Raw genomic sequence first — 21,137 nt, 5'->3', positions numbered from 1 at the left:
GGAGACCCGCATGACGTCCGCTGCCCTGCCCCTCAGCCCCGGCGCGCCGAAGATGCGCCTCGCCGAGATCGCCGTCGCCCTCGTCGTGGTGATGATCCTCGCGCTCATCATCGTGCCGCTGCCACCGGTGCTGCTCGACCTGTTCCTCGCCGCCAGCATCGGCTCCTCGCTGGTCGTCCTGCTGGTCGCGCTGTACACCACGAACCCGCTCGACTTCAGCAGCTTCCCCGCGCTGCTCCTGCTGCTCACGCTCTTCCGCATCGGCCTCAATGTGTCGTCCACGCGCCTCATCCTCACCGAGGCGCACGCGGGCAAGGTCATCGAGGCGTTCGGTCAGTTCGTCATCGGCGGCAACTACGCCGTCGGGATCGTCATCTTCCTCATCCTGATCGGCATCAACTTCATCGTCATCACCAAGGGTGCCGGTCGCATCGCCGAGGTGGCGGCGCGCTTCACCCTCGATGCCATGCCCGGCAAGCAGATGGCGATCGACGCCGACCTCTCGGCCGGCCTGATCGACGAGAAGGAGGCCCGCACCCGCCGCGACGAGATCGCCCGCACCGCCGACTTCTACGGCGCGATGGATGGGGCCTCGAAGTACGTGAAGGGCGACGCGATTCTCGGCATCCTCGTCGTGATCGTGAACATCGTGGGCGGCATCTTCATCGGCGTCATTCAGCGCGGCATGGATGTGGGCAAGGCGGCGAGCACGTACACCATCCTCACGGTGGGTGACGGGCTCGTGTCCCAGGTCCCGGCGCTCATCATCTCCACCGCGGCCGGCATCATGGTCACGGCGGCGACGAGCACCGACCGGATCGGCACCGTGCTCAGCCGCCAGCTCGGCGGCCATCCGCGCGCCATGTGGATGGTGGCGGGCGTGCTTGGCGCCTTTTCGCTCATTCCCGCGCTCCCGATGTTCCCCTTCCTCACCATGGCCGCGGGGGCCGCCGTGCTGGCGAAGCTGTCGGCGCAGGCCGAGGCGCAGCGCGCTGCCGAGGCGCTGGTGCTGTCCCCGGTGGTGAGTGACGCCCCGGAGGGCGCGGGGACCCCCGATCCCATGCAGGATCTGCTCCAGATCGACCCGATCGAACTGGAGGTGGGCTACGCCCTCATCCCGCTCGTGGACGAAGGGCAGGGCGGCGACCTGCTCGAGCGCATTTCACTGCTGCGCAAGCAGGCCGCCCTCGAGCTGGGCATCCTCGTGCCGCCCATTCGCATCCGCGACGACATCCGGCTGCCGGCCAACGAGTACGTGATCAAACTGCGCGGCAGCGAGGTTGCCCGCGCCGAGGTGCTGCCGCGCTTCATGATGGCCCTCAACACCGGCGGGGTGGTGGCGGAGATCGACGGCATGGACACCATCGACCCGAGCTTCGGCATGCCGGCGCGCTGGGTCGCGGCCTCTCGCCGCGCCGAGGCGGAAGCGCTGGGTTACGTGGTCGTGGAGCCCACGACCGTGGTTGCCACGCACCTGCTCGAGACGCTCAAGGGCAGCGCGGCCGAGCTCCTCGGTCGCCAGGAAGTGCAGGAGATGGTGGGGACGCTCAAGAAGTCGCACCCGGCGTTGGTGGAGGAGATCATTCCCGGGAAAGTGTCGCTGAGCGTGCTGCACCGCGTGCTCCAGCGCCTGCTGCGCGAGCGCGTCCCCATTCGCGACCTCGTCACCATCCTCGAAGCCGTCGGCGACGGCGCGGAGGCGACGAAGGATCCCGAGGTGCTGACGGAAGTGGTCCGCAAGGCGCTCACCAACGTCATCGCCCGGCTCTTCGCCGACCCCACGGGCACCGTGCGCGGGATCACCATCGGGGCACGCCTCGAGAGCGCCCTGCTGGGGCTCTTCTCGCCGCGCACCGCCCAGGCGGCCACGCCGATGCTCACCCCCGAATCCCTCGCGGGCATGCTGCGGGATCTGAACCATCTCGCCACCACCTATGCGGTGGATGGCCGTCCGTTGCCGCTCATCACACCGCCGTCGCTGCGCGTGGGCGTGCGGCGCCTGATTGAACCCGTGCTGCCCAGCCTGCCGGTGGTCTCGCTCGCCGAGCTCCCCGCGCAGATCACGCTGAGCAGCGTGGCTACCTGGGAGATGCCCAATGGCTAGTCTGCTGCCCGTCGAACGATTCCGTGGTGTCGACCTGTCGCGCGTGGCCGATCGCGCGCGGCGCACGCTGGGCGACGATGTGATGATTCTCCACACGCGCACCGTGCGCGAGGGCGGGGTACCGATGGTGGAGGTGCTCGCGACGCCGAGCCACGCCCTCGAGTCCGTCCGCGCGCGCCTCGACGCGGCGCCGTTGCCACCCACGCTGCGCAAGGCCGACGGCCGCCCCTACGGCATCGCCCTGGTGGGCCCCACCGGGGCTGGCAAGACGACCACCGCCGCCAAGCTCGCGGTGCGCCGCGGCATGTTCGGGGCCGCGCGCCCGGGTCTCCTCACGCTCGACACCTATCGGGTGGGCGGCATGGAGCAGTTGGCCACCTACGCCGAGCTCGCCGACATCCCGTTCGAAGTCATCTACGAGGCCCGGGAGATCGACGCCGCCATGAAGCGACTGTCGGCCGACTGTGACGTGATTCTGATCGACACGCCGGGGCGCAGCCCGGCAAGCACGGAGCTCACGGAGCGCTGGCGTACGCTGCTCGACGTCATCGCCCCCGACGAGGTGCACCTGGTCCTGCCGGCGAGTCTGCGCGCCGACCTCGCCGTGGACATCGCCCGCGCCTACGCCACGTCGCGCACCCACTGTGGCGCCACGCACCTGCTGCTCTCCAAGCTCGACGAGGTGCCGCGGGAATCGGGGGTCACCGATTTGGCGCTGTCGCTCGAGTTGCCCACGCGCTGGATCACCGACGGTCAGGACGTGCCCGCCGATCTCAAGCCCGGCGTGCCGCGGCTGCTGCGCTCGTGGGGGCTGACAGCCGACGCCGAATCCGACTGGGCGCCGGCCTGATGTCGCTGCTCATGACCGTGCCGCGCGGAGCGGTACCACCGACGCAGGCCGACGGCGTGCGCAGCGCGCGGAGCGCCGGCGGCGCCCGCAGCGGGGCGGCGCCGACGCTGCTCGTCGCGAGCGGGCGCGGCGGGGCCGGGGCCACGCTGCTGTCGGCGCTGCTGGCCATGAGTGCCGCCGGCGAAGGGCGGCGCGTGCTGCTGGTGGACGCCGATGACTTCGTGGGGGCGCTGGCGCTGACCCTTGGCATCTCCCCGCGTGGCAGCTGGACCGACTTGCGCGCCGGGCGCGCCGCGCCGGCGGATGTCGCCACCCCGGTGAGTGCAACTCTCACCCTGGTCGCCGGCGGTCCCCCGCGGCTGGCCGACGCCCCGCGCACCGCAGCGCCAATGAGCGCCGCCGAACGCAAGGCCTGCATGCGCCGGGTCAGCACGCTCGCCGAGGCCATGGACCTCGTGGTCATCGACTGCGGCGCCCGGCTCGATCATGTGCTCGGGGCCGTCACACCCACTGGCAGCGAGCGGCTCATGGCCGTCTCCGCCGGCAGTGATCCCGTGGGCCTCGCGGCCACTTATGCCCTCTGCAAGGCCGTCGGGCTTTCCCGCCCGGCCCTGCCGGTCGAGGTGCTCGTCAACCGCCATGAAGGGAGCGAGGCCGCTCGCTGCTTTGATGCCATCGACGCCGGGGCCCGGCAGTTCCTCGGACTCACGCCACGCCTGGCCGGGGCCATTCCGGCCGACCCCACCCTCGATGCCGCGCTGCGCGCGGGCATGCCCTTTCCTGACGCCGCCGCCGGATCGCCGGCCGCCACCGCCGCACACCACGTCGTGATGCGCGTGCTGGCCGAACGACCCCTCTCCCGCCCCGGTACCTGATCGTGTCTTTCGCTGCTCCCTCCGGTTCCACGGCCATGAACGCCAATCTCTGGCAATCCTATCAGGCAGGGAACGCGGTTGCCCGCGACCGGTTGCTCGAAGAGCACCTCGGTCTCGTGCATCACGTGGCCCGGCAAGTCTCGCGCACGCTCGCCGTGCGGACCGACTTCGACGAACTCGTGAGCGCCGGGACGATCGGCCTCATGACCGCCCTCGAAGGCTTCGATGCCACCCGCGGCCTGGCCTTCAGCACCTTCGCGGCGCCACGCATTCGTGGTGCGATTCTCGACGAGCTGCGCAAGCAGGATCACGTGCCGCGCTCCGTCCGGCGCAAAACCCGCGAAATCACCGGCGCCCGGGAAGCCTTTCAGCGGGCGCATGGCCGCGCACCAGAGGACCGCGAATTGGCCACCCAGCTGGGCGTGGATGTGGACACGCTCTGGCGATGGCAGGCCGACGTCGAAGGCGCCCATCACGTGCCGCTCGACCGGGCCCCGGGCGACCGGGAAAGCACGGCGCCCGTGCCGGCGGAAACTCTGACCAGTGAGCAGGCGAGCGACGTCGAGGCGTCACTCACGCACGAGCAGGAGGTCGCCCATCTCAAGGACGCGATCCTCCGGCTCAAGGAGCAGGAGCGCATCGTCCTTTCGCTCTACTACTTCGAGGAGCTCAAGCTGCACGAGATCGCCAAGGTGCTCGAGCTCACGGAAAGCCGCGTCTCGCAGATTCGCAGCAAGGCGCTGAGCAAGCTGCGTGTAGAGCTCAAGCCACTTCGCGACGTCTGACGCACGACCCCCGATGCCGGCGCCTGCCGCGCACGGCCCGACCCTACCATTGAGGCTCCGCATGTCGAAGGTCTGGAAGGAAACCCTGCAGATGACCGCCCTCGGCGTCGGCGTCAGCATCATCGGGCTGGCCATCGGCGCGTTCCTGATGTCGCCCAGCGTGTCGCCGGACCAGCGGCTCGCGGCCTTCGCCACGTTGGCAGCGGCGACCGCCGCCGCGCTGCTCGCCGAACCGCTGCGCCACATGGGGAGCGCCCTCCGGAAACGGCGGGGACGCCGCACTGCGCTGGCGCACGCGCACCATGGCGCACCGCGCCCGGCCACGGCCGCGCCCCCGACGATCTCCCTGCGCGGCGGACGGGTCGGTAAGACACCGCGCACCGTGCGGGCGCTGGCCGCCGCTGGCGCCGCCCCGGCCGAGATCGCGAGGAAAACCGGCCTGCCGCTCGACGCCGTCTCGATGCTGCTCGAGATCCACGGCGGCCCCCTCGCGGCACGGTAGCGCCTGCCGCACGGCAATAGCAGCCGCCCCCACCGGGTGCCGGCATGAATTGCCGTGCCGGCGGTTGGTCCAGCGCCGCCGCCACCCGAACCCAGCAGAACTTCAAGCTGTTGTATTTCAATAGCTTACAGTCAATTCCTCAGGTCGGGCCCTCGTGGCCCGACCATTGCTTTTCTCCGTGGCGAGTTCGTGTCCCCTTACCGACTACGACATGCCAGGTCCCGTCCAAACCAACGGATTGAGCAGTGCGGCGGCGGCGCTCCAGATGCTGGAGCGCAGGCAGGCGGTGCTCGCCAACAACCTCGCCAACGCGTCCACCCGTGGCTTCAAGGCGGAAATGGCCTTCTCGCGGCTCATGGACAACGCCTTGGCGGCCACCGACACCGCCGTGGACCTCACGGCCGGTACGCTCACCCAGACCCACAACCCGTTCGACCTCGCGGTCGAGGGTGACGGATTCTTCGTGGTGAACACGCCCGGGGGGGAACGGTTCGTGCGCAACGGCAGCTTCCGCCTCAGCCCCGAACGCCAGCTGGTCGACAGCCGCGGCAATCCGGTTCTGGGCGAAGACGGACCGATCACCATTCCGCCCAGCGGCGTGGTGGAGATCGACGCCGCCGGTCAGATCGCCGTGAATGGCAAGCCGCTCACCCGCCTGCGCCTCGAGCGGGTGCCGAGTGGCACCGACCTCCAGCACGAGGGAGGCAGCCTGTTCGTGCCCGAGGCCTCCCGGCAAGCCATCCCACCCGCCGAACGCCGGGTGCAGCAGGGATTCCTCGAGGAGTCGAACGTCAACCCGATGGCGGCCATGACCGACATGCTGAGCGTGCTGCACCGCTATCAGGCCGCGCAGAAAACGCTGTCCACCATTGATGCGGTGCGCGGTATCGCCGTGACCGACCTCGCCAAGCCCGTTTAAGCACGCCCGCCACGAGCACGCACCGGAGACCTGATCCATGAATCCCGCACTTCGCGCCGCCGCGACCGGCATGATGGCGCAGCAGACCCGCACCGAAGTCATCGCCAACAACCTCGCCAACGTGAACACGGCCGGCTTCAAGCGCAGCCGGGCACAGTTCGAGGACCTGCTCTACCAGACCATTCAGGGACAGCAGGTCATCGGCGGCACGGAAGCGGAGACGCTGCCGGCCATCCAGGTCGGCCGCGGCACCCGGCTCTCCGGCGTCCAGCGACTGCACGAGCAGGGCCCCATCGAACAGACCGGGCGCAACCTTGACGTGGCCATCGAAGGCGAGGGCTTCTTCCAGGTGCAGCTGCCCAACGGCGAGCTCGGGTACTCGCGCGACGGCAGCTTTCAGATCAGCGACCAGGGCGTCCTCGTCACGAGCGCCGGCTACGCCGTTCAGCCCCCGGTACGCATTCCGGTAGACAGCAGCGAGCTCACCATCTCCGGCGCGGGGGTGGTGAGCGTCAAGCGGGGAACGGAGCTGCTGCCCACCGAGGTGGGACGCATTGAACTGGCGCGCTTCGCCAATCCGAGCGGCCTGCTCAACCTCGGCCAGAACATGCTCATGGCCACGACGGCCTCGGGCCAGCCGATCCTCGGCTTCGCCAATGAAGACGGCATGGGGCGCCTGCAGCAGGGAAGCCTCGAGGGCTCGAATGTGCAAATCGTGCAGGAGATGGTGGAGATGATCGCCGCGCAGCGCGCATACGAGATCAACTCCAAGTCCATCAAGACGGCCGACGAGATGGGCCAGATCGCCAACAACATCGTGAACTAAGCCGCACGGGACACGGACGTTCTGATGCACTCGCCAACCCATCGCCCGACCACGCGCGCCGCCGCGTCCCGGCGGTCGCTCCTCGCGGTCGCGGGACTCGCGGGGCTGCTGCCCATGGGGCTCGCGGCCCAGGCGCCACGCGCGCGGCCCGACATGGCCGGCGCGCTGCGCGCCGACCAGCGCCGGGTAACCGTCGCGGTTGCGCTCCGCCCGCTCGGGCGGGGGGACACGCTGCGCGCGGAGGATATCGGAGTGGCGGACACCGTGATCACCTGGCGCTGGAACGGCATCGCCCCCGACACCACGCGGGCACAGGTCGGGTGGATCGCACGGCGGCCCATCGCCGTCGGCGACGTGCTCCGTGCCCCGGCCGTTACGCCGCCGCCTGTAATTGCGAGTGGCACGACCGTGACCGCCGTCTGGCAGGATGGGCCGCTTACGCTCGTCCTGAGTGGCGTCGCCACCAATACCGCCGCCCTTGGCGCCCCCGTGGGCGTCCGCATCGATCGCACCCGCCGGCTCGACGGCATCGCCGTGGCGCCGAATACCGTTCGCCTTCGCTGAGACTCCCCATGTCCCGTCAGCGCTCACCGCGCGCCCTCGCCGCCGCTCTCGCGTTCGCCCCGTTCGCGGTGTCTGCGCAGGCGGCATCCCAACCCCCCAGTGGTCAGGCCGCCGGGGCCACGGCCCCGGCAGCCACGGCCCCGGCAGCCAACGCCCCGGCAGCCAACGCCCCGGTCATCACCGCTCCTCCGCCGCGCAACGCCTGGGTCAGCGACCGTCGCCAGTTTGCGGTCGGCGACATCATCACCGTGCTCATCGACGACTACACGATCAGCACGGCGGTCAAGGAGAACCTCAACCAGGACTTGCGGAACCGCGGCTTCGGACTGAACGCGCGCATCCCCGGCAGCAGCCAATCCGCGAACATCGACGCCCGCAACAACGCCGACCAGACGCAGCGCGGCCAGGCGCGGCGCGAGAACCGGTTCCAGAACGAAATGAGTGTGCGCGTGGTCGCGGTGGGGCCGAACGGCCTGCTGCAGGTGAAGGGGACCAAGAAGATCGACGTGGACCGGGCCATGCAGGACATCGTCTTCACCGGGTGGGTGCGGGCGCAGGACGTCTCCGTCACCAACCTCATCGAGTCGAGCCGCGTGGCCGACGCCCAACTGGGCTACGCCTCGCCGGGCCCGCTCGGGAAACCCAAGCAGGGCATCATCAGCAAGGTCCTCGGGATGGTGTGGCCGTGAACATGTTGCTGCTCCGCTCGCGCAGGGGCCGCGTGGTGGCCCACGACACCGTCCGCCTGCTCCGCACCGTCGCAGCGGCCATCGCCCTGCTGCTCCTCACGCCGTCACTGGTCGTCGCCCAGAACGACGTCAAGATCCGGGACCTGACCCAGGCCGAAGGGGCCCTGCCGGTGCGCCTGGTGGGCTACGGGCTCGCGGTAGGGCTCGACAACACCGGTGACCGGGCCATCGGGGGACAGACCGGCGGCCCCACGGTGCAGAGTGTCATCAACATTCTCCGCCGCTTCAACGTGGAAGTGCCGGCCGACCTCATTCGCATGCGCAACGTCGCGGCGGTGCTCGTGACGGCGGAGGTGTCTCCGTTTCTCCGCGCCGGGGGACGCTTCGAGGTCCAGGTGTCCAGTATGGGGGATGCGCGCTCGCTCAAGGGCGGGACATTGTTCATGACGCCGCTCGTGGCCGACCCGAACGGACCGCCGCTCGCGAGCGCGCAGGGCGCCCTCCTCATCAGTCAGGGCGGCAGCACGACGCGCTTCGCGCCAACGCACGAGACCGCCGCGCGGATTCCCACGGGCGGTGTCCTCGAGGCCGACCTGCCCCGTCCGACCATCGGCGCCACCTCGCGGCTCCTGTTGCGCGAGCCCGATCTGGGGTTGGCCAGCCGCATTGCCACGGCGATCAACGGCGCGATGGGAGAGAAGACTGCCGTCGTCGAGGACGAGGGGTCCGTGATCGTCACCCTTGCCGATTCGGTGGCCAAGCCGGTTGCCATGGCCAGGATCCGGGATCTGGCCGTGGCCCCGGAAGCCCGGGCCCGCATCATTATCGACGGGCGCGACGGCACCGTGGTGGCGGGCGGCGATATGGTGGTGGGCGCCGCCACCATCAGCCACGGCGCCATCACGCTCGCCATCGGCGCCCTCGAGCCCAACGACACGGCGGCCATTCCGGGCAGCGTGCGCCTGCCCGCCGGTATCCCGGTCCAGCGCGTGGCCTCGGCCCTGCACGCGGTACAGACCCCGGCCAGTGAGATTGCGGCCATCTTTGCCGCCCTGCGCGAGGTGGGCGCTGTGCGCGCGGAGATCATCGTCCGGTGACCGATCCCGTACGCCCCCGGGCCTCCGTGGTGACGGTCACGCCCCCCGTGGCCCCGCCGATCGCGCCGGCCACCGATCGGGCGCTGCGCGAGACCGCCAAGCAGCTCGAGGGCCTGTTCGTCCAACAGCTCTTCAAGGCGATGCGCGAGACCGTTCCCCAGCAGGACGGCATCGTTTCGGCCAACGCCGGCGAAGACATGTTCACGGGACTGATGGATCAGCATCTGGCTGCCGAGACTCCCAACCAATGGGAGGGCGGGCTCGCCGAGTCCGTATATCGCCAACTGCGTGGTCGCCTGGCGGCCGCGCCTTCCCCATCGCCTTCCAGTTCCACGATCCGCTGATGTCGCTCTCGACCATGTACGCCCAGGAAACCGCGCCCCGCGCCGGACTGCAGGCCTCGGCACTGCTCGCCGCGCTGCACGATGCGTTGGTCAGCGAACGGCGCCTGCTCGATGAGCTCATCGCGCAGATGCGCCGGCAACGGGCCGCCGTCAGCGCCGACGACATTCAGGGGGTCGACGACAGCACCTTCGCCACCCACCGCATCCTCGCCACCCTCGGCCAGGCCCGGCAGCGCCGCCGCCAGCTCAACGTGCTGGTCGGGGGCTCCGAGGAGATGACCCTGCGCGAGGTGGAGGATGTGCTCGGCGACCTGGTGGACGAGCAGTTCCACGAGGCGCGGCAGCGCCTGCAGCAGGCCGCCGACACCCTCACCCGGGAGGTGAGCATGAACCGCCAGCTGCTGCGGGAGGCGCTCACCAGCACCGACCAGCATGTCCAGACGCTCGTCGGCGGGCCTGCCAGTCCGACCACCTATGCCACCGAGGGGCTCGTGCCCCCGGGGCCGGGCGCGCCGCGCGGCGTGCTCGTCAATCGCCGAGCCTGACCCATGAACACCGGCCTGCTCAGCATCGCCCGCTCCGCGCTCGTCGCGCACCAGACCGCGCTCCAGACCATCGCGCAGAACGTCGCGAATGCGGAGACGCCAGGCTACTCGCGTCAGGAGGCCGTGCTCACGGCGAACACGCCGCTGCGCATGCCCTACGGAAACGTGGGCACCGGCGTCAACGTGTCCACCGTAGTCCGCAAGCGCGACATCCTCCTCGACGAGTCCTTCCGGACCGCCAACGGGCAGGCGGGCGATGCCGGGATGCGCCGTGACCTCATGCAGGAGCTCGAGGCGGTCTTTGGCGAACCGAGCGACGCCGGCATGACCAACGCGCTCGACCAGTTCTGGAACGCGTGGAGCGATCTCTCGGCCCAGCCGAGCAGCCTCGCCGCGCGCGCCGTCGTGCAGCAGCGCGGTCGGCAGCTGGGCCAGCTGTTCAATGGCTATGACACGCAGCTCACCACGCTGCGCTCGAGCACCCTCGAACGGCTCGGCAACACGGTGGAGCGCATCTCGGCGCTGGCCACCCAGGTGGCCGACCTGAATGTGCGCATCGTGGGTGCGGAGTCGAGCGGCAACAGCGCCAATGACCTGCGCGACCTGCGCGATCTGAAGCTCGACGAGCTCTCGAAGCTCGCGGGGGCGCGGGCCCTGCCGCAGCCCGACGGCACGGTGTCGGTGCTGATCGGCAACTCGACGCTCGTTGACGGCGCGACCGCGGTGGCGGTGTCCATGGAGTTGGAGATCCCCGACCCGCTGCCGGCGACCCCGCTCACCGACCTGCCGGTCCGCATCCGCCTCGGGAATCCCCCCGACCGGCTGTTCCCGCTGGCGGGTGAGCTGAAGGCCATGGCCACGGTGATCAACACCGAGATCCCTGGCGTCCGCAATCGGCTCGACGCCATGGCCAGCCAGCTGGTGAGCGCCGTGAACACGGCGCACAGCGGGGGCTTCACGTTCACCGGCAGCGCGATCCCCGGCGTCGCCGCCGGCAACTTCTTCGACCCCGGCACCCTGGCCGTGCCGGTCTCGGCCGCCACCCTGAAGCTGCACAGCACGATCATCGCCGATCCGTCGAGGATCGCGGCCTCCGGCAACGCCAACGCCCCGACCGACAACACGGTGGCGCAGGCGCTCTCGGCGCTGCGCACCGCGGAGAACACGGTCTCCTTTACCACGCCCACCGGCGCCACGGAGACCGGCTCGTTCGTCGGGTTCTTCCGCGGCCTCGTGACACGGGTTGGCCTGCAGACCGCGTCGGCCGCCGACGAGGCCACCGTGGCCACGACCCTCACGGATCAGGCCGACCTGCGCCGGCAGGCCGTGAGCGGCGTGAGCACCGACGAGGAGCTCGTGAAGATGCTGCGTGCCCAGCAGTCCTTTCAGGCGGCGGCCAAGATGATCAAGGTCGCCGAAGAGATGCTGGATACGCTGGTCAATCTGGTCTGACGATGCTCATTCTCGGACGGCGTGAGGGCGACGCGATTCTGATCGACGGCGGCATCCGCATCGTGGTCGTGTCGTGCGATCGTGGCGGGGTGCGCCTGGGCATCGAGGCCCCGGCCGACGTCAAGATTCTCCGCGGCGAGATCGCCCAGCAGGTGGCACAGCAGAACCAGCGTGCCGCGAGTGTCTCGGGGGCCGAGGCGTGGCTCGCCACTCTCGGTCCACCGGGCGCGGCGGTCCCCCCGGGGCCCGCTGCCCATCCCGGGACCACGGCGTAGTGTTACCCCCCGCGTCGCCGTGCTGCCGCCAACGTGGGGAGGGAAAACCCGCAGCCGTGGGGCACGGCCACCGCGTGGCCATTGCTGGCTGCCAGCAACCAGGCGAGGACGCCGGCATCGGTAAGCGGCGCCGGATCGATCTCGCCCTCTGGGACGGCCAGGTCGGCGTCGGCCGGCCCCTCACGCCGCACCCTGAGGTACACACGATCGGCCACCGTCTCCAGCGACACGACCAGCGCCCCGGGACCACGACTGGCCGCCGCCAGCAGCGCCACGCACGCCGCGTGCACCACCGCCTGGGGTTCGGCCCGCACCGGCAGGACGTCCCCGACGACCTCCCGGCCCACGGCGCGCGATCGCAGCAGCGGATGCTCCGCGACGAGTTCCAGCGCCGCGTCGAGACCATCGGCCAGCAGCATGGGCTCGGGCGCGGCGTCCGGACGGCGCGGTAACCGCCGGAGCTGCTGCAGCGCATGCTCGAGCCGCTCCGCCGCCTGCCGCAGCCCATCGAGCATCCGGGCCTCCGGCACCTCGCCGCCCTCGAGCAGACCGGCCATGCCGCTGATCGTCGCCAGCCGGTTGCTGATCGTGTGTGCCAGACTGCGCAGTAATTCGTCCTGAATGGAGAGCCAGCGCTCGGCCCCGGTTTCCGGATCGGGCACGACGCTCTCTGCCCCCTTCACCCGCACCCCGGAATCGTTCGCGTGTTCGTCATCATCGGCTTGGTGATCGTCTTCGGCTCAGTCATCGGTGGCTACGTCATGCACCATGGCGAAGTCGCGGTGCTCTGGCAGCCGACCGAGTTCATCATCATCGGCGGCGCGGGACTGGGGACGCTCATCATTGGCAACCCACCGGCGGTGCTGAAAGCGTGCGTGGCGCAGCTGCTGGGGCTGCTCAAGCCCAACCCGTATGGTTCCAAAGCGTACGCGGAATTGCTGGAGGTACTCTACGAGGTCTTCCAGAAGGTGCGCAAGGACGGTCTGGTGGGCCTGGAAGCGCACATCGAGGAGCCCGAGAAGAGCGACATCTTCCAGCGGTATCCCTCTTTCCTGGCCAATCACCACGCCACGGCGCTGCTCTGCGATACACTGAAGGTGCTGCTCACCGGCACGGTGGAAGATCACAACCTCGCGGACATTCTGGACGTCGATCTGGAGAAGCATCACCACGAGCAGATGCTGGCACCGCACGCCATCACCACCGTGGGCGACGCCATGCCGGGGTTCGGCATCGTCGCGGCCGTCCTCGGCGTCATCATCACCATGGGCTCGATCGGCGGCGCGGCCTCTGAGATCGGTGAGAAGGTGGCCGCGGCGCTCGTGGGCACGTTCATCGGCATCCTGCTGGCCTACGGCGTGTTCGGCCCCATCGCCAAGGCCATGGAGACCCGCATCCACGCGGAGCATGACTACATGCTGTGCATCCGCACGGCACTGCTGTCGTTTGCGCGTGGCGATGCGCCCATGACGGCGGTGGAGTTCTCGCGCCGCAACATCGAGCCCCATGAGCGGCCCAGCTTCGCCGAGCTCGAGGAACTCACGCGCAAGCGGGTGGCCTGAGTCATGGCGGCACGCGGTGGCAAGAAGATCATCATCGTCAAGAAGAAGGTCGCCGGCGGCGGCGGGCATCACGGCGGCTCGTGGAAGGTCGCGTACGCCGACTTCGTGACGGCCATGATGGCCTTCTTCATGGTGATGTGGATCCTGGGCATGGACGAGAAGACGAAGCAGGCCGTCGAGGGCTACTTCTCCAACCCCGTCGGCTACAAGAAGGGGTTCGGCTCGGGGTCGAGTCCGCTCAGCGTCGGCACGGCGCCCTCACCCATCCAGCGCACGCCCATGCGCATGATGCTGCGCACCACCGAGCAGCGCACCTTCGAGCAGTTGCGCAAGACGATCCTCGACAAGCTGGCCGCCAGCGATTCAATGAGGCAGCTCAATGCGGTGGTGGATGTGCAGGTGACCCGCGAGGGGCTGCGCATCGAGCTGGTGGAATCGGGCCGCGGCGACGTGTACTTTGCGCTCGGCTCGGCGCGCATGAATGCCGCCACCATGCTCGCGCTGCAGCTGGTGGGAACGGAACTGGGGGCCAGCGGCCATCCGGTGGTGCTGGAGGGACACACCGACGGGGCGATGTTCGGGCAGGATGCGGCGTACACCAACTGGGAACTCTCGACCGACCGCGCCAATGCCGCACGTCGCGTCCTGCAGGCCGCGGGCGTGGCGCCCGGTCGGGTGGTGGAAGTGCGCGGCTACGCGGACACGCACCCGCGGGTGCCGGACGATCGCATGGCCCCGAGCAACCGCCGCATCTCCATTCTGTTGCCGTATTCCCAAACGCCCGAAAGCGCTCCCAGTGCCGAGGCCTTGGCCACGCAGAAGCGCGACTCGCTGGTCACCTCGTTGACGGCCCCCCTCAAGAAGGCGTTCTGACGGACGCGTGACGAGGGCGCCCCCCAGGCAGGGGGCTGATCAGGCGCGTTACGACGGCGTCCCTGGCGACAGGCGGTCGTGCGCCCAGAGGACCGACTCCGCGTAGAGACCGGAAAGCGCCGCGTCCCCGCCGAGCGCGTCCACCACCGCCCACTCGCCGTTCTGATAGGCGTCGGCCAGCCGGAGCGTCGGGGCATGGATACCGGTCCGCTCCAGAAGCGCTGCGCGCACCTCGTCGCTCACCGGCAGGCGGTCGAGCACCTGATCCATCGGGAGGCCCAGCAGCGCATCCATGCGGCTGAGCAACCCCACCAGGAAGCGCGCTCCCGGGTCACCGGTGGCACTGCGCGCGGTGATCAATTCGCAAAACCGTCCGCGCACCAGGGCCTGCAGGACGGCTTCGTGGGCCACCGCGCTGCGGCTGCTGACGCTCACCGCCAGCATGACCAGCATCCAGCGCGACAGCACTTCGCGTCCCACGACGCGGAGGGCGTACGGAATGGAATCCACCCCCCGCCCGCCGAACGACGCCGAGTTGACCATGCGCAGGAGCGACAGGGAGAGCGATGGGTGACTGCGAAACGCCTCATCCAGCGCCGCTTCGGGGGTCTCCGGCTTGTTGAGCAGGGCCATGATCTGGAAGACGGCTGCCTGGTGCACGTTGACGGTGCGCCCATCGAGCGTCTCCGGCCGGCTGTACACGTACCCCTGAAAGAGGGTGCAGCCGATTTCGCGCGCCGTCGCCAGCACCTCCCGCGACTCCACCCGTTCCGCCAGCACCACGAGGCCGCGCCCCAGCAAGCCCCGGATCATGGGAGCCAGCGCGTGCAGGTCGCGGTTCAGCACGTCCACCTTCACGATCGTCGCGAATGGCAGCAGGACGTCCAGGGACGCCCGTCCGTCGTAGTCATCCAGCGCGAGGGTGTACCCCGCGGCGACCGCGGCCTCGCAGGCCGCCACGACCTCCGGCGTCCCGTCCACCGTTTCCAGCAACTCGAGCACCACCGTGCGCGGCTCGAAGATCTTGTACAGCCCCCCCAGCAGATGCGCTTCGGTCATGTTGACGAAGGCCGTCGTTCCGCCCGTCAGTCGCTCCAGGCCGATGGACAGCATCGAATGGAGGGCGGTATCCCCGCACAGGAGGGTCTGGGACGGCGCCCCCTCATGCGCGTGCGTCGCCTCGCGGGTGGCCCGGTACAGCAGTTCGTAGGCCACGCGGGTGTCCTGAACGTCGAAGATCGGCTGGCGGGCAACGAAGACCTGCTGCACGGCGGTGCGCGGTGTCTCGTCGACAGAGCTGGACGGCATCAACCGGGATAGGGCTGGGGGAACGCAAGCCGCGCCCGGGCGTACGAAGCGGTGGCGCGGCACTCCATGTTTCGACTATCGTCTTCCATATGGCGCAACTTCACTTTCGGCGCGGCGTGCGTGGCGGCCGATGGCGCGGCGGAATCCTCCACCGCGCGGCCACCCCCCTGCTGGGGTGGATCCTGCTGACCGGGTGTGGCGAGTCGCCCCCTGCGGACGCCGCCGCCATTGATACGGCGCTCGCGCGCGACCTCACGCTGGCGGCATCGACCACCTCGACCGTCGCCATCGGTGATACTGCGGTGTCCAGCCCCGCGCCCATGAGGCCGGCGCCGGCTCCCGCCAGCGCAGCGACACCACGACCGGCGCCAGCCCCCGTCGCGGCGCCCTCGCGTTCCGTGCCCCAGCCGGTACCCCAGCCTGTACCCCAGCCTGTGCCCCAGCCGGCGGCGGCACCCGCGCCGGCGGCGGCGGCACCCGCACCAATGGACGGCGGCGGTGCCACCGACACGCCGGCGCCCGCCGGCCGTGGGCGCACACTGGCGGCGGGCACGGAGCTGACCGGCGCCACCCGGGAAGCCATCTGCACCATGACCTATCGCCGCGGCGATCGCCTCGTCATGTCGCTGGGTCAGGAGGTCACGTCCCCAGACGGCGTGTCGCTGGCCGCCGGCACGCCGGTGCTGGTGGAAATCGCCCGCGTCGATTCACTCACTGGCGAAGTCCAGTTCCGGCTGCGCGGGCTGCAGCTCCAGGGCGAATTCATTCCCGCCGACGGCTCGGTGCGCGTGACCACGTCGAGTGTCACCGAGCGGCAGGTCTCCACGGGGGGCAGCGACAAGGGGAAAGTCATTACGGGGGCCATCATCGGCGGCATCATGGGGCGGGTCATGGGAGGAGGGGCGCGCGGTGCCGTCATCGGGGCGGCCGGTGGTGCCGCGGCCGGTACCGTCATGGCCGCCCGCGCCCGAACCACCGAGCGATGCCTCGCCGCAGGCGCTACCTTGACCGCCACCCTCTCGTCGCCGGTGTCGCTGCCGCCCGCCCCATGAGTCGTTGCCGGGCTCCCCTCCGCCGTCTCTTCTAAGTGATCGACGTTTCCGGGTACACGAAGCTCTACGGCGACACCGTGGCGGTGCAGTCGCTTTCGTTTCAGGTGGCGCCCGGAGATGTGCTGGGACTGGTGGGGCCCAACGGGGCCGGCAAGACCACCACCTTGCGTGCGCTGGCGGGCATCCTCCAGCCCACCTCGGGGTGCATCGCCGTTGACGGCATCGACCTGCAGCGTGATCCGGTGGCCGCCAAGGCCCGGCTCGCGTTCATCCCCGATGAACCGCAGCTGTTCGACTATCTCACCGTCACCGAACACCTGCAGTTCGTGGCACGCCTCTACGGCGTCCCCGATGCGGCGCCGCAGATTCCGCTGCTGCTCGAGGAACTCGAACTCTCCGGCAAGCGCGACGCCCTCCCGCCCGAACTGTCGCGCGGCATGAAGCAGAAGCTGGCGATTGCCTGCGGGCTGCTGCATCGGCCAGCGGCCCTGCTGCTCGACGAACCGCTCACCGGGCTCGACCCCGTGGGCATTCGCCGCATGAAGGAGACCATCACGGCGCGGGCGCGCGAAGGCACGGCGGTCATTCTCAGCTCCCACCTCCTGCACCTGGTCGAGGAGCTCTGCACGCGCCTCCTCGTCATCCGCCGCGGGCAGATGGTCGCGCTGGGCACCATCGCCGACATCGTCGCCGAGCGCCCCGAGCTGGCCGGCCGCACGCTGGAGGAGATCTTCATCGCGCTCACCGGCGATACCGCGAGCACCGACCTCTCCGCCGCGTGATCGACGGGCGCCAGCGTCACCCCGCCCCCGCGGCGGCCCTGCTCTTCCTGTATGCGCGCAGTTTCGTGAACCGGGCGCGTTCCCAGGCGGCGCGCATCCGGAGTCCGCGCTACATCGTCGCCGTCGTGCTGGGCGTGCTGTATCTGTACTGGGCGCTTTTTCGCAACACGCAGGCCAACGGGCCCTCGCTCACGCAGCTGCTGCGTGCCGATACCACGGTGGTCCTCGTGAGTACCCTGGTGCTGCTGTCGTCGGCACGCTGGTGGCTCTTCGGTGCCGATCGCAGTGTGCTCGCCTTCACACCGTCCGAGGTGCAGTTCCTCTTTCCTGCCCCCATCAGTCGGCGCGGTCTCGTGCACACGAAGCTGTTGCGCATGCAGCTGGCCATCTTCGTGAACACCATCGTCTTCAGCGTCATCTTCCGCGGCAATGCCGGTGAGCTGGCGACCTGGGAGCGCGCACTGGGGTGGTGGCTGCTTTTCTCCACGCTCTCCATGCACCGCGTGGGGGCGTCAATCGTGCGCGCGAGCGCCGTCGAGCATGGACGTGCCGGCTGGCGTCGTGTGCTGGTCCCCGGCATCATCTTTGCAGGGCTCGTGGGGGCCGTGGTCTTCGGGATCGTGACCGCCATCCCCGATCTGCGTGATGCCGGCGACGGCGGCATCGCGGTGGTCATGCGCACCCTCACCGACGCACTGCAGTCGCCCATTCCGGCAGCGGCGTTGTTTCCGGTTCGCCTGCTCATCGACCCCATCGTACGCGCCGGTACGCCGGCGTGGTCGGTGGCGCTGCTCTGGGGTACGCTCATCGCGCTGGGGCACTACCTGTGGCTCGTGCGTCTCGATTCCGCCTTCGAGGAAGCGGCGCTGGAGGCCACACAACACCGGGCGGCCCGCCTGGAGCGTTTCCGCGCCTCGCAGATGGGCCAGGCGCGCTCCCGGAAGGGCACGCTGGTCGCAGTCCCCGCGCTGGCGCTGCACGGTCGTCCCGAAGTGGCGATCGCCTGGAAGAACGTCGCCGCCGCCCTGCGCGGGGGCGCGTGGAAGACCCAGCTGATCACGTTCGTGGTGGGGCTCACGGCACTCGCCCTGATCACCCGGCAAGCCTCCCCGCGCGCCGGTGATGCCTTCATGGGGGTAGCCATCGGGTGGGGGGCCATGCTGCTCTTCATCGGCCCCCTCTGGATGCGCTTTGACCTGCGGCTCGACCTTCCCCGGCTCGCCGTCCTCAAGACCTATCCGCTCGACGGGTGGCGTATTGTCGCGGCAGAAATCGCGGCCGTAACCGTACTGCACTCCATCACCATCTGGGCATTGCTGCTGGTACCGGTGGTCATGTTCCTGCAGGACCCGGGATTGCTGGTCCAAAGCGGCGCCACGGTGCCCATGCTCGTCTCCGTCATGGTGGGCGTGCCGGCGTTCAACGCGCTCATGTTCACCATCCAGAACGGGACGGCGCTGTTGTTCCCTGCCTGGGTGCGCCTTGGCACCGAGAGTCGCGGCTTCGAAACCATGGGGCAGAACTTGCTCACCACCGCGGCGACCACGCTGGTGGCCGCCGTTGCGCTGGTCTTTCCGGTGGGGGCCGGGGCGCTCGTCCTCTGGCTGGCCAACGACTGGGGCGGCTGGTCAGTCCTCGCCGCCACAACGCTCGCGGCAACGATCATCGCCGTGGAGCTGTGGCCCGTCCTGCGATGGCTGGGCACGGTGTTCGAGCAGACTGATGTGAACGAGGTGGCCGCGGCCCCCTGAGGCCGCGTGAAGTCCCCTTCCGGGGCGCCGGTCAGGTATCTAACCTGCGGCAGTAACTGGTATTCCCGCGCTTGTGACGCTCTCTGCCGATGTCCGCTGACGAATTCGATCCCGCCGACGACCTCCCCGCGCCCGATGAAGGTGAAGCCCGCCCCGCGGTCTTCGTGACCACGCGCGAACCCGTGTCGGTGAGCATCGCCCAGCTCGACGATGCGCGTGCGCCCGAGTCGTCTGCACTCGCGGCGTACATCGATGGCCGTATGGTGGCGCGCAGCGCCATGCCGGCCGAGGCGATCGCCCGCCTCGTGGAACTGCGGCTCTTCGATGAGCCGGTACCGCTTGGCCTCTTCGCATACGAAGAAGCCCCGGGGCTGCAGTGCCGGCTCTTTGCTCTCGTGCCGCGCTCACTGCTCGAGTCCGACGTGCACAACGCCGAGCCGTGGAAGGAAAGCGTGCCCAGCTATGAGGCGTCACTGGGCGCCGGCGACGAGGACGACGACGAGGACGACGGGAACGAGGACGACGAGGACGAGGAGGGAGAGGAGACGCCCTTCGAAACGATCCTGCTCGGCCATATCGTGCGCTTTGCCAAGGATCGCCGTCACCCGGATGATCTGGCCGCGGAAGCCGTGGACATCCTGCAGCGCATCATTCACGGCGCCGAATCGCTGGAGGATGCCGACCGCAAGGCCATCGACGATCTGCTCGGTTCGCTCTGAACACGCACCTCGGAACGACGCCGTGCCGAGCGTGCAGACCGGCATCGGCTTCGCCGAGTGCCCCGGTGTTCAGGGGGTGTGGCGCTCTTCCCCGAGGGGGCGCACGTCGACATCGAGCGGCTCCAGTGGCGCGAGCGCAGACGCCACCCCCGCGCGCTCTCCCAGCTTGCGCGCGGTCACCAACACCCGCGTCTCGAGACTGCCGAGGGCGCGGTTGTAGCTCGCCACGGCGCGCTGCAGCCCCTTGCCGAGCTCCATCAACTGGTCGTCAAACACGGCCAGGCGATCGTGCAGCTCACGCCCCAGCAGCGCCACCTGCTCCGCTTCTTCGGCGATCCGCTCCTGACGCCATCCGTAGGCGGCCGCCTTGAGCAGGGCAATGAGGGTGGTTGGCGTGGCCAGCAGCACGCGCTCACCCAGTGCGCTCTCCAGCAACGTGGGGTCGGCATCGAGTGCCGCCGCAAAGAACGCCTCGCCCGGCAGAAACAGCACCACGAAGTCGGGCGCATCAGGGAACTGCGCCCAATACCGCTTCGCGCTGAGTTTCTGCACGTGACTCTTGACGTGCGCCGCATGCTCACTCAACCGCGCCGCCCGGGTGCGCTCGTCGGCCGCCGCCGACGCTTCCAGATACGCGCTGAGAGGTGCCTTGGCGTCCACCACCAGGCGGCGCGCTCCCGGTAGTCGCACGATGAGGTCGGGGCGCAGCGCGCCGTCGTCTCCCCGCACGGTGACCTGCGGCTCGAAGTCACAATACGCCAGCATGCCCGCCAGCTCGCACACCCGGCGGAGCTGCAACTCCCCCCACTGCCCACGTACCGTTGGCGCACGGAGTGCCTGCGACAGCTGCTGCGTTTCGCGGCGCAGCTGCTCGCCCGACAGCACCACCGATTCGAGTCGCTCGCCGATCTGGCCGGCGACCTGCGCCTGCGCACGCCCCAGCTGCCCGAGGGCTTCGTCGTAGCGCATCAGCGTGTCACGAATGGGCGCCAGGAGCTCCGCGACATTGCCGTGGCGTGCCGTCAGCGCCGCTTCCGCTTCGTGACGGGCGAGCCGCTCTCGCAGCACGGTTTCCTCCGACCGCGCCCTGGCCTCGGCCTCACTCAGCGCGCGCGCCTGCTCAGCCCCGGCAATGCGCCGGGTCACGATCCACGCGATGAGCGCGCCTGCCAGCGCGCCTGAGGCCACCAACAGCAGGGCAGAGAGTGTGTCCATGGGCATGCAGTCTACACGCCGGACGGACAAAAGCCGCGCCGCGCGGCA

The 21,137-nt window shown here is 69.7% G+C and carries 23 protein-coding genes; 20 read left to right on the top strand and 3 right to left on the bottom strand.

What is annotated here, in order from left to right; genetic code table 11:
* The first annotated feature begins 10 nt into the window (after nucleotides 1–10).
* From flhA to LW840_RS11595, 14 genes are all read left to right on the top strand, one after another.
* Complete coding sequence (flhA, locus tag LW840_RS11660; protein WP_291260270.1) at nucleotides 11–2,104, top strand: flagellar biosynthesis protein FlhA; 2,094 nt, start codon at nucleotides 11–13, stop codon at nucleotides 2,102–2,104.
* Entirely contained in the window at nucleotides 2,097–2,954 is an 858-nt protein-coding gene (locus tag LW840_RS11655; protein ID WP_291260271.1) for a hypothetical protein, read from the top strand. Before flhA ends, LW840_RS11655 begins: the two co-directional genes overlap by 8 nt.
* Complete coding sequence (locus LW840_RS11650; RefSeq protein WP_291266209.1) at nucleotides 2,954–3,829, top strand: cellulose synthase operon protein YhjQ/BcsQ; 876 nt, start codon at nucleotides 2,954–2,956, stop codon at nucleotides 3,827–3,829. Before LW840_RS11655 ends, LW840_RS11650 begins: the two co-directional genes overlap by 1 nt.
* A 2-nt stretch (nucleotides 3,830–3,831) precedes the next feature.
* On the top strand, nucleotides 3,832–4,614 hold the full coding sequence (locus LW840_RS11645) for a FliA/WhiG family RNA polymerase sigma factor (RefSeq protein WP_291277019.1): 783 nt from the start codon (nucleotides 3,832–3,834) through the stop codon (nucleotides 4,612–4,614).
* A 61-nt stretch (nucleotides 4,615–4,675) separates the two neighbouring features.
* On the top strand, nucleotides 4,676–5,116 hold the full coding sequence (locus LW840_RS11640; protein WP_291266210.1) for a hypothetical protein: 441 nt from the start codon (nucleotides 4,676–4,678) through the stop codon (nucleotides 5,114–5,116).
* A 178-nt stretch (nucleotides 5,117–5,294) separates the two neighbouring features.
* Nucleotides 5,295–6,035, top strand: a complete 741-nt coding sequence (locus LW840_RS11635) for a flagellar hook basal-body protein (protein ID WP_291277018.1) — start codon at nucleotides 5,295–5,297, stop codon at nucleotides 6,033–6,035.
* A 37-nt stretch (nucleotides 6,036–6,072) separates the two neighbouring features.
* Nucleotides 6,073–6,861, top strand: coding sequence for a flagellar basal-body rod protein FlgG (gene flgG / locus LW840_RS11630; RefSeq protein ID WP_291260276.1), 789 nt, complete (start codon nucleotides 6,073–6,075; stop codon nucleotides 6,859–6,861).
* A gap of 24 nt (nucleotides 6,862–6,885) precedes the next feature.
* Nucleotides 6,886–7,425 (top strand): flagellar basal body P-ring formation chaperone FlgA, encoded by a 540-nt coding sequence (gene flgA, locus LW840_RS11625; RefSeq protein ID WP_291268750.1) that lies wholly within the window; start codon nucleotides 6,886–6,888, stop codon nucleotides 7,423–7,425.
* An 8-nt stretch (nucleotides 7,426–7,433) separates the two neighbouring features.
* A complete protein-coding gene (locus LW840_RS11620; protein WP_291266213.1) occupies nucleotides 7,434–8,114 on the top strand; it encodes a flagellar basal body L-ring protein FlgH in 681 nt (226 codons plus the stop codon).
* Nucleotides 8,115–8,116: 2 nt separating this feature from the next.
* Nucleotides 8,117–9,211 carry a flagellar basal body P-ring protein FlgI gene (locus LW840_RS11615; RefSeq protein ID WP_291277024.1) on the top strand — a complete coding sequence of 365 codons (1,095 nt, stop codon included), beginning with the start codon at nucleotides 8,117–8,119 and terminating at the stop codon, nucleotides 9,209–9,211.
* Entirely contained in the window at nucleotides 9,208–9,555 is a 348-nt protein-coding gene (locus LW840_RS11610; protein ID WP_291266215.1) for a rod-binding protein, read from the top strand. The genes LW840_RS11615 and LW840_RS11610 overlap by 4 nt, the downstream gene beginning before the upstream one ends.
* Complete coding sequence (locus LW840_RS11605; protein WP_291266216.1) at nucleotides 9,555–10,100, top strand: flagellar protein FlgN; 546 nt, start codon at nucleotides 9,555–9,557, stop codon at nucleotides 10,098–10,100. The genes LW840_RS11610 and LW840_RS11605 overlap by 1 nt, the downstream gene beginning before the upstream one ends.
* Before the next feature lie 3 nt (nucleotides 10,101–10,103).
* On the top strand, nucleotides 10,104–11,552 hold the full coding sequence (flgK, locus tag LW840_RS11600) for a flagellar hook-associated protein FlgK (protein WP_291266217.1): 1,449 nt from the start codon (nucleotides 10,104–10,106) through the stop codon (nucleotides 11,550–11,552).
* A gap of 2 nt (nucleotides 11,553–11,554) precedes the next feature.
* Nucleotides 11,555–11,827 carry a carbon storage regulator gene (locus LW840_RS11595; protein WP_291260283.1) on the top strand — a complete coding sequence of 91 codons (273 nt, stop codon included), beginning with the start codon at nucleotides 11,555–11,557 and terminating at the stop codon, nucleotides 11,825–11,827.
* A 2-nt stretch (nucleotides 11,828–11,829) separates the two neighbouring features.
* Here LW840_RS11595 and LW840_RS11590 read toward each other — a convergent pair whose 3' ends face one another.
* The gene (locus LW840_RS11590; protein WP_291260284.1) at nucleotides 11,830–12,489 is read right to left on the bottom strand and encodes a hypothetical protein; all 660 of its coding nucleotides are present in this window, start codon (nucleotides 12,487–12,489) and stop codon (nucleotides 11,830–11,832) included.
* Between the two features lie 42 nt (nucleotides 12,490–12,531).
* Between LW840_RS11590 and motA the strand changes: the two genes are divergently transcribed.
* Complete coding sequence (gene motA, locus LW840_RS11585) at nucleotides 12,532–13,389, top strand: flagellar motor stator protein MotA (RefSeq protein ID WP_291260285.1); 858 nt, start codon at nucleotides 12,532–12,534, stop codon at nucleotides 13,387–13,389.
* 3 nt (nucleotides 13,390–13,392) lie between these two features.
* Nucleotides 13,393–14,262, top strand: coding sequence for a flagellar motor protein MotB (locus LW840_RS11580; protein ID WP_291268752.1), 870 nt, complete (start codon nucleotides 13,393–13,395; stop codon nucleotides 14,260–14,262).
* Between the two features lie 48 nt (nucleotides 14,263–14,310).
* Here the strand turns inward: LW840_RS11580 and LW840_RS11575 are convergent, their stop codons facing one another.
* Entirely contained in the window at nucleotides 14,311–15,570 is a 1,260-nt protein-coding gene (locus LW840_RS11575) for an HDOD domain-containing protein (protein ID WP_291268753.1), read from the bottom strand.
* A gap of 89 nt (nucleotides 15,571–15,659) precedes the next feature.
* Between LW840_RS11575 and LW840_RS11570 the strand changes: the two genes are divergently transcribed.
* From LW840_RS11570 to LW840_RS11555, 4 genes are all read left to right on the top strand, one after another.
* Complete coding sequence (locus tag LW840_RS11570) at nucleotides 15,660–16,622, top strand: hypothetical protein (protein ID WP_291266221.1); 963 nt, start codon at nucleotides 15,660–15,662, stop codon at nucleotides 16,620–16,622.
* Between the two features lie 35 nt (nucleotides 16,623–16,657).
* Nucleotides 16,658–17,404, top strand: coding sequence for an ABC transporter ATP-binding protein (locus tag LW840_RS11565; protein ID WP_291260289.1), 747 nt, complete (start codon nucleotides 16,658–16,660; stop codon nucleotides 17,402–17,404).
* Entirely contained in the window at nucleotides 17,401–19,155 is a 1,755-nt protein-coding gene (locus LW840_RS11560; protein ID WP_291277017.1) for a putative ABC exporter domain-containing protein, read from the top strand. The genes LW840_RS11565 and LW840_RS11560 overlap by 4 nt, the downstream gene beginning before the upstream one ends.
* Before the next feature lie 89 nt (nucleotides 19,156–19,244).
* Nucleotides 19,245–19,874, top strand: coding sequence for a hypothetical protein (locus tag LW840_RS11555; protein ID WP_291260291.1), 630 nt, complete (start codon nucleotides 19,245–19,247; stop codon nucleotides 19,872–19,874).
* 69 nt (nucleotides 19,875–19,943) lie between these two features.
* Here LW840_RS11555 and LW840_RS11550 read toward each other — a convergent pair whose 3' ends face one another.
* Nucleotides 19,944–21,089 (bottom strand): DNA recombination protein RmuC, encoded by a 1,146-nt coding sequence (locus tag LW840_RS11550; protein ID WP_291260292.1) that lies wholly within the window; start codon nucleotides 21,087–21,089, stop codon nucleotides 19,944–19,946.
* Nucleotides 21,090–21,137: the final 48 nt, after the last annotated feature.

The sequence above is a fragment of the Gemmatimonas sp. genome (assembly GCF_021298855.1).
Classification (GTDB): Bacteria; Gemmatimonadota; Gemmatimonadetes; order Gemmatimonadales; family Gemmatimonadaceae; genus Gemmatimonas.
Note: the sequence above shows the minus strand (reverse complement) of the source record. Positions and strands in the feature narration are given on the sequence as shown.

What these genes read in the sequence shown, in the direction of transcription:
- flgK (WP_291266217.1), top strand. Translation starts at nt 10,104, where the DNA reads ATGAACACCGGCCTGCTCAGCATCGCCCGCTCCGCGCTCGTCGCGCAC.
- flhA (WP_291260270.1), top strand. Translation starts at nt 11, where the DNA reads ATGACGTCCGCTGCCCTGCCCCTCAGCCCCGGCGCGCCGAAGATGCGC.
- LW840_RS11595 (WP_291260283.1), top strand. Translation starts at nt 11,555, where the DNA reads ATGCTCATTCTCGGACGGCGTGAGGGCGACGCGATTCTGATCGACGGC.
- LW840_RS11650 (WP_291266209.1), top strand. Translation starts at nt 2,954, where the DNA reads ATGTCGCTGCTCATGACCGTGCCGCGCGGAGCGGTACCACCGACGCAG.
- LW840_RS11620 (WP_291266213.1), top strand. Translation starts at nt 7,434, where the DNA reads ATGTCCCGTCAGCGCTCACCGCGCGCCCTCGCCGCCGCTCTCGCGTTC.
- LW840_RS11580 (WP_291268752.1), top strand. Translation starts at nt 13,393, where the DNA reads ATGGCGGCACGCGGTGGCAAGAAGATCATCATCGTCAAGAAGAAGGTC.
- LW840_RS11550 (WP_291260292.1), bottom strand. Translation starts at nt 21,089, where the DNA reads ATGGACACACTCTCTGCCCTGCTGTTGGTGGCCTCAGGCGCGCTGGCA.
- flgA (WP_291268750.1), top strand. Translation starts at nt 6,886, where the DNA reads ATGCACTCGCCAACCCATCGCCCGACCACGCGCGCCGCCGCGTCCCGG.
- LW840_RS11640 (WP_291266210.1), top strand. Translation starts at nt 4,676, where the DNA reads ATGTCGAAGGTCTGGAAGGAAACCCTGCAGATGACCGCCCTCGGCGTC.
- LW840_RS11575 (WP_291268753.1), bottom strand. Translation starts at nt 15,570, where the DNA reads ATGCCGTCCAGCTCTGTCGACGAGACACCGCGCACCGCCGTGCAGCAG.
- LW840_RS11555 (WP_291260291.1), top strand. Translation starts at nt 19,245, where the DNA reads ATGTCCGCTGACGAATTCGATCCCGCCGACGACCTCCCCGCGCCCGAT.
- LW840_RS11615 (WP_291277024.1), top strand. Translation starts at nt 8,117, where the DNA reads ATGTTGCTGCTCCGCTCGCGCAGGGGCCGCGTGGTGGCCCACGACACC.
- LW840_RS11605 (WP_291266216.1), top strand. Translation starts at nt 9,555, where the DNA reads ATGTCGCTCTCGACCATGTACGCCCAGGAAACCGCGCCCCGCGCCGGA.
- LW840_RS11655 (WP_291260271.1), top strand. Translation starts at nt 2,097, where the DNA reads ATGGCTAGTCTGCTGCCCGTCGAACGATTCCGTGGTGTCGACCTGTCG.
- flgG (WP_291260276.1), top strand. Translation starts at nt 6,073, where the DNA reads ATGAATCCCGCACTTCGCGCCGCCGCGACCGGCATGATGGCGCAGCAG.
- LW840_RS11570 (WP_291266221.1), top strand. Translation starts at nt 15,660, where the DNA reads ATGGCGCAACTTCACTTTCGGCGCGGCGTGCGTGGCGGCCGATGGCGC.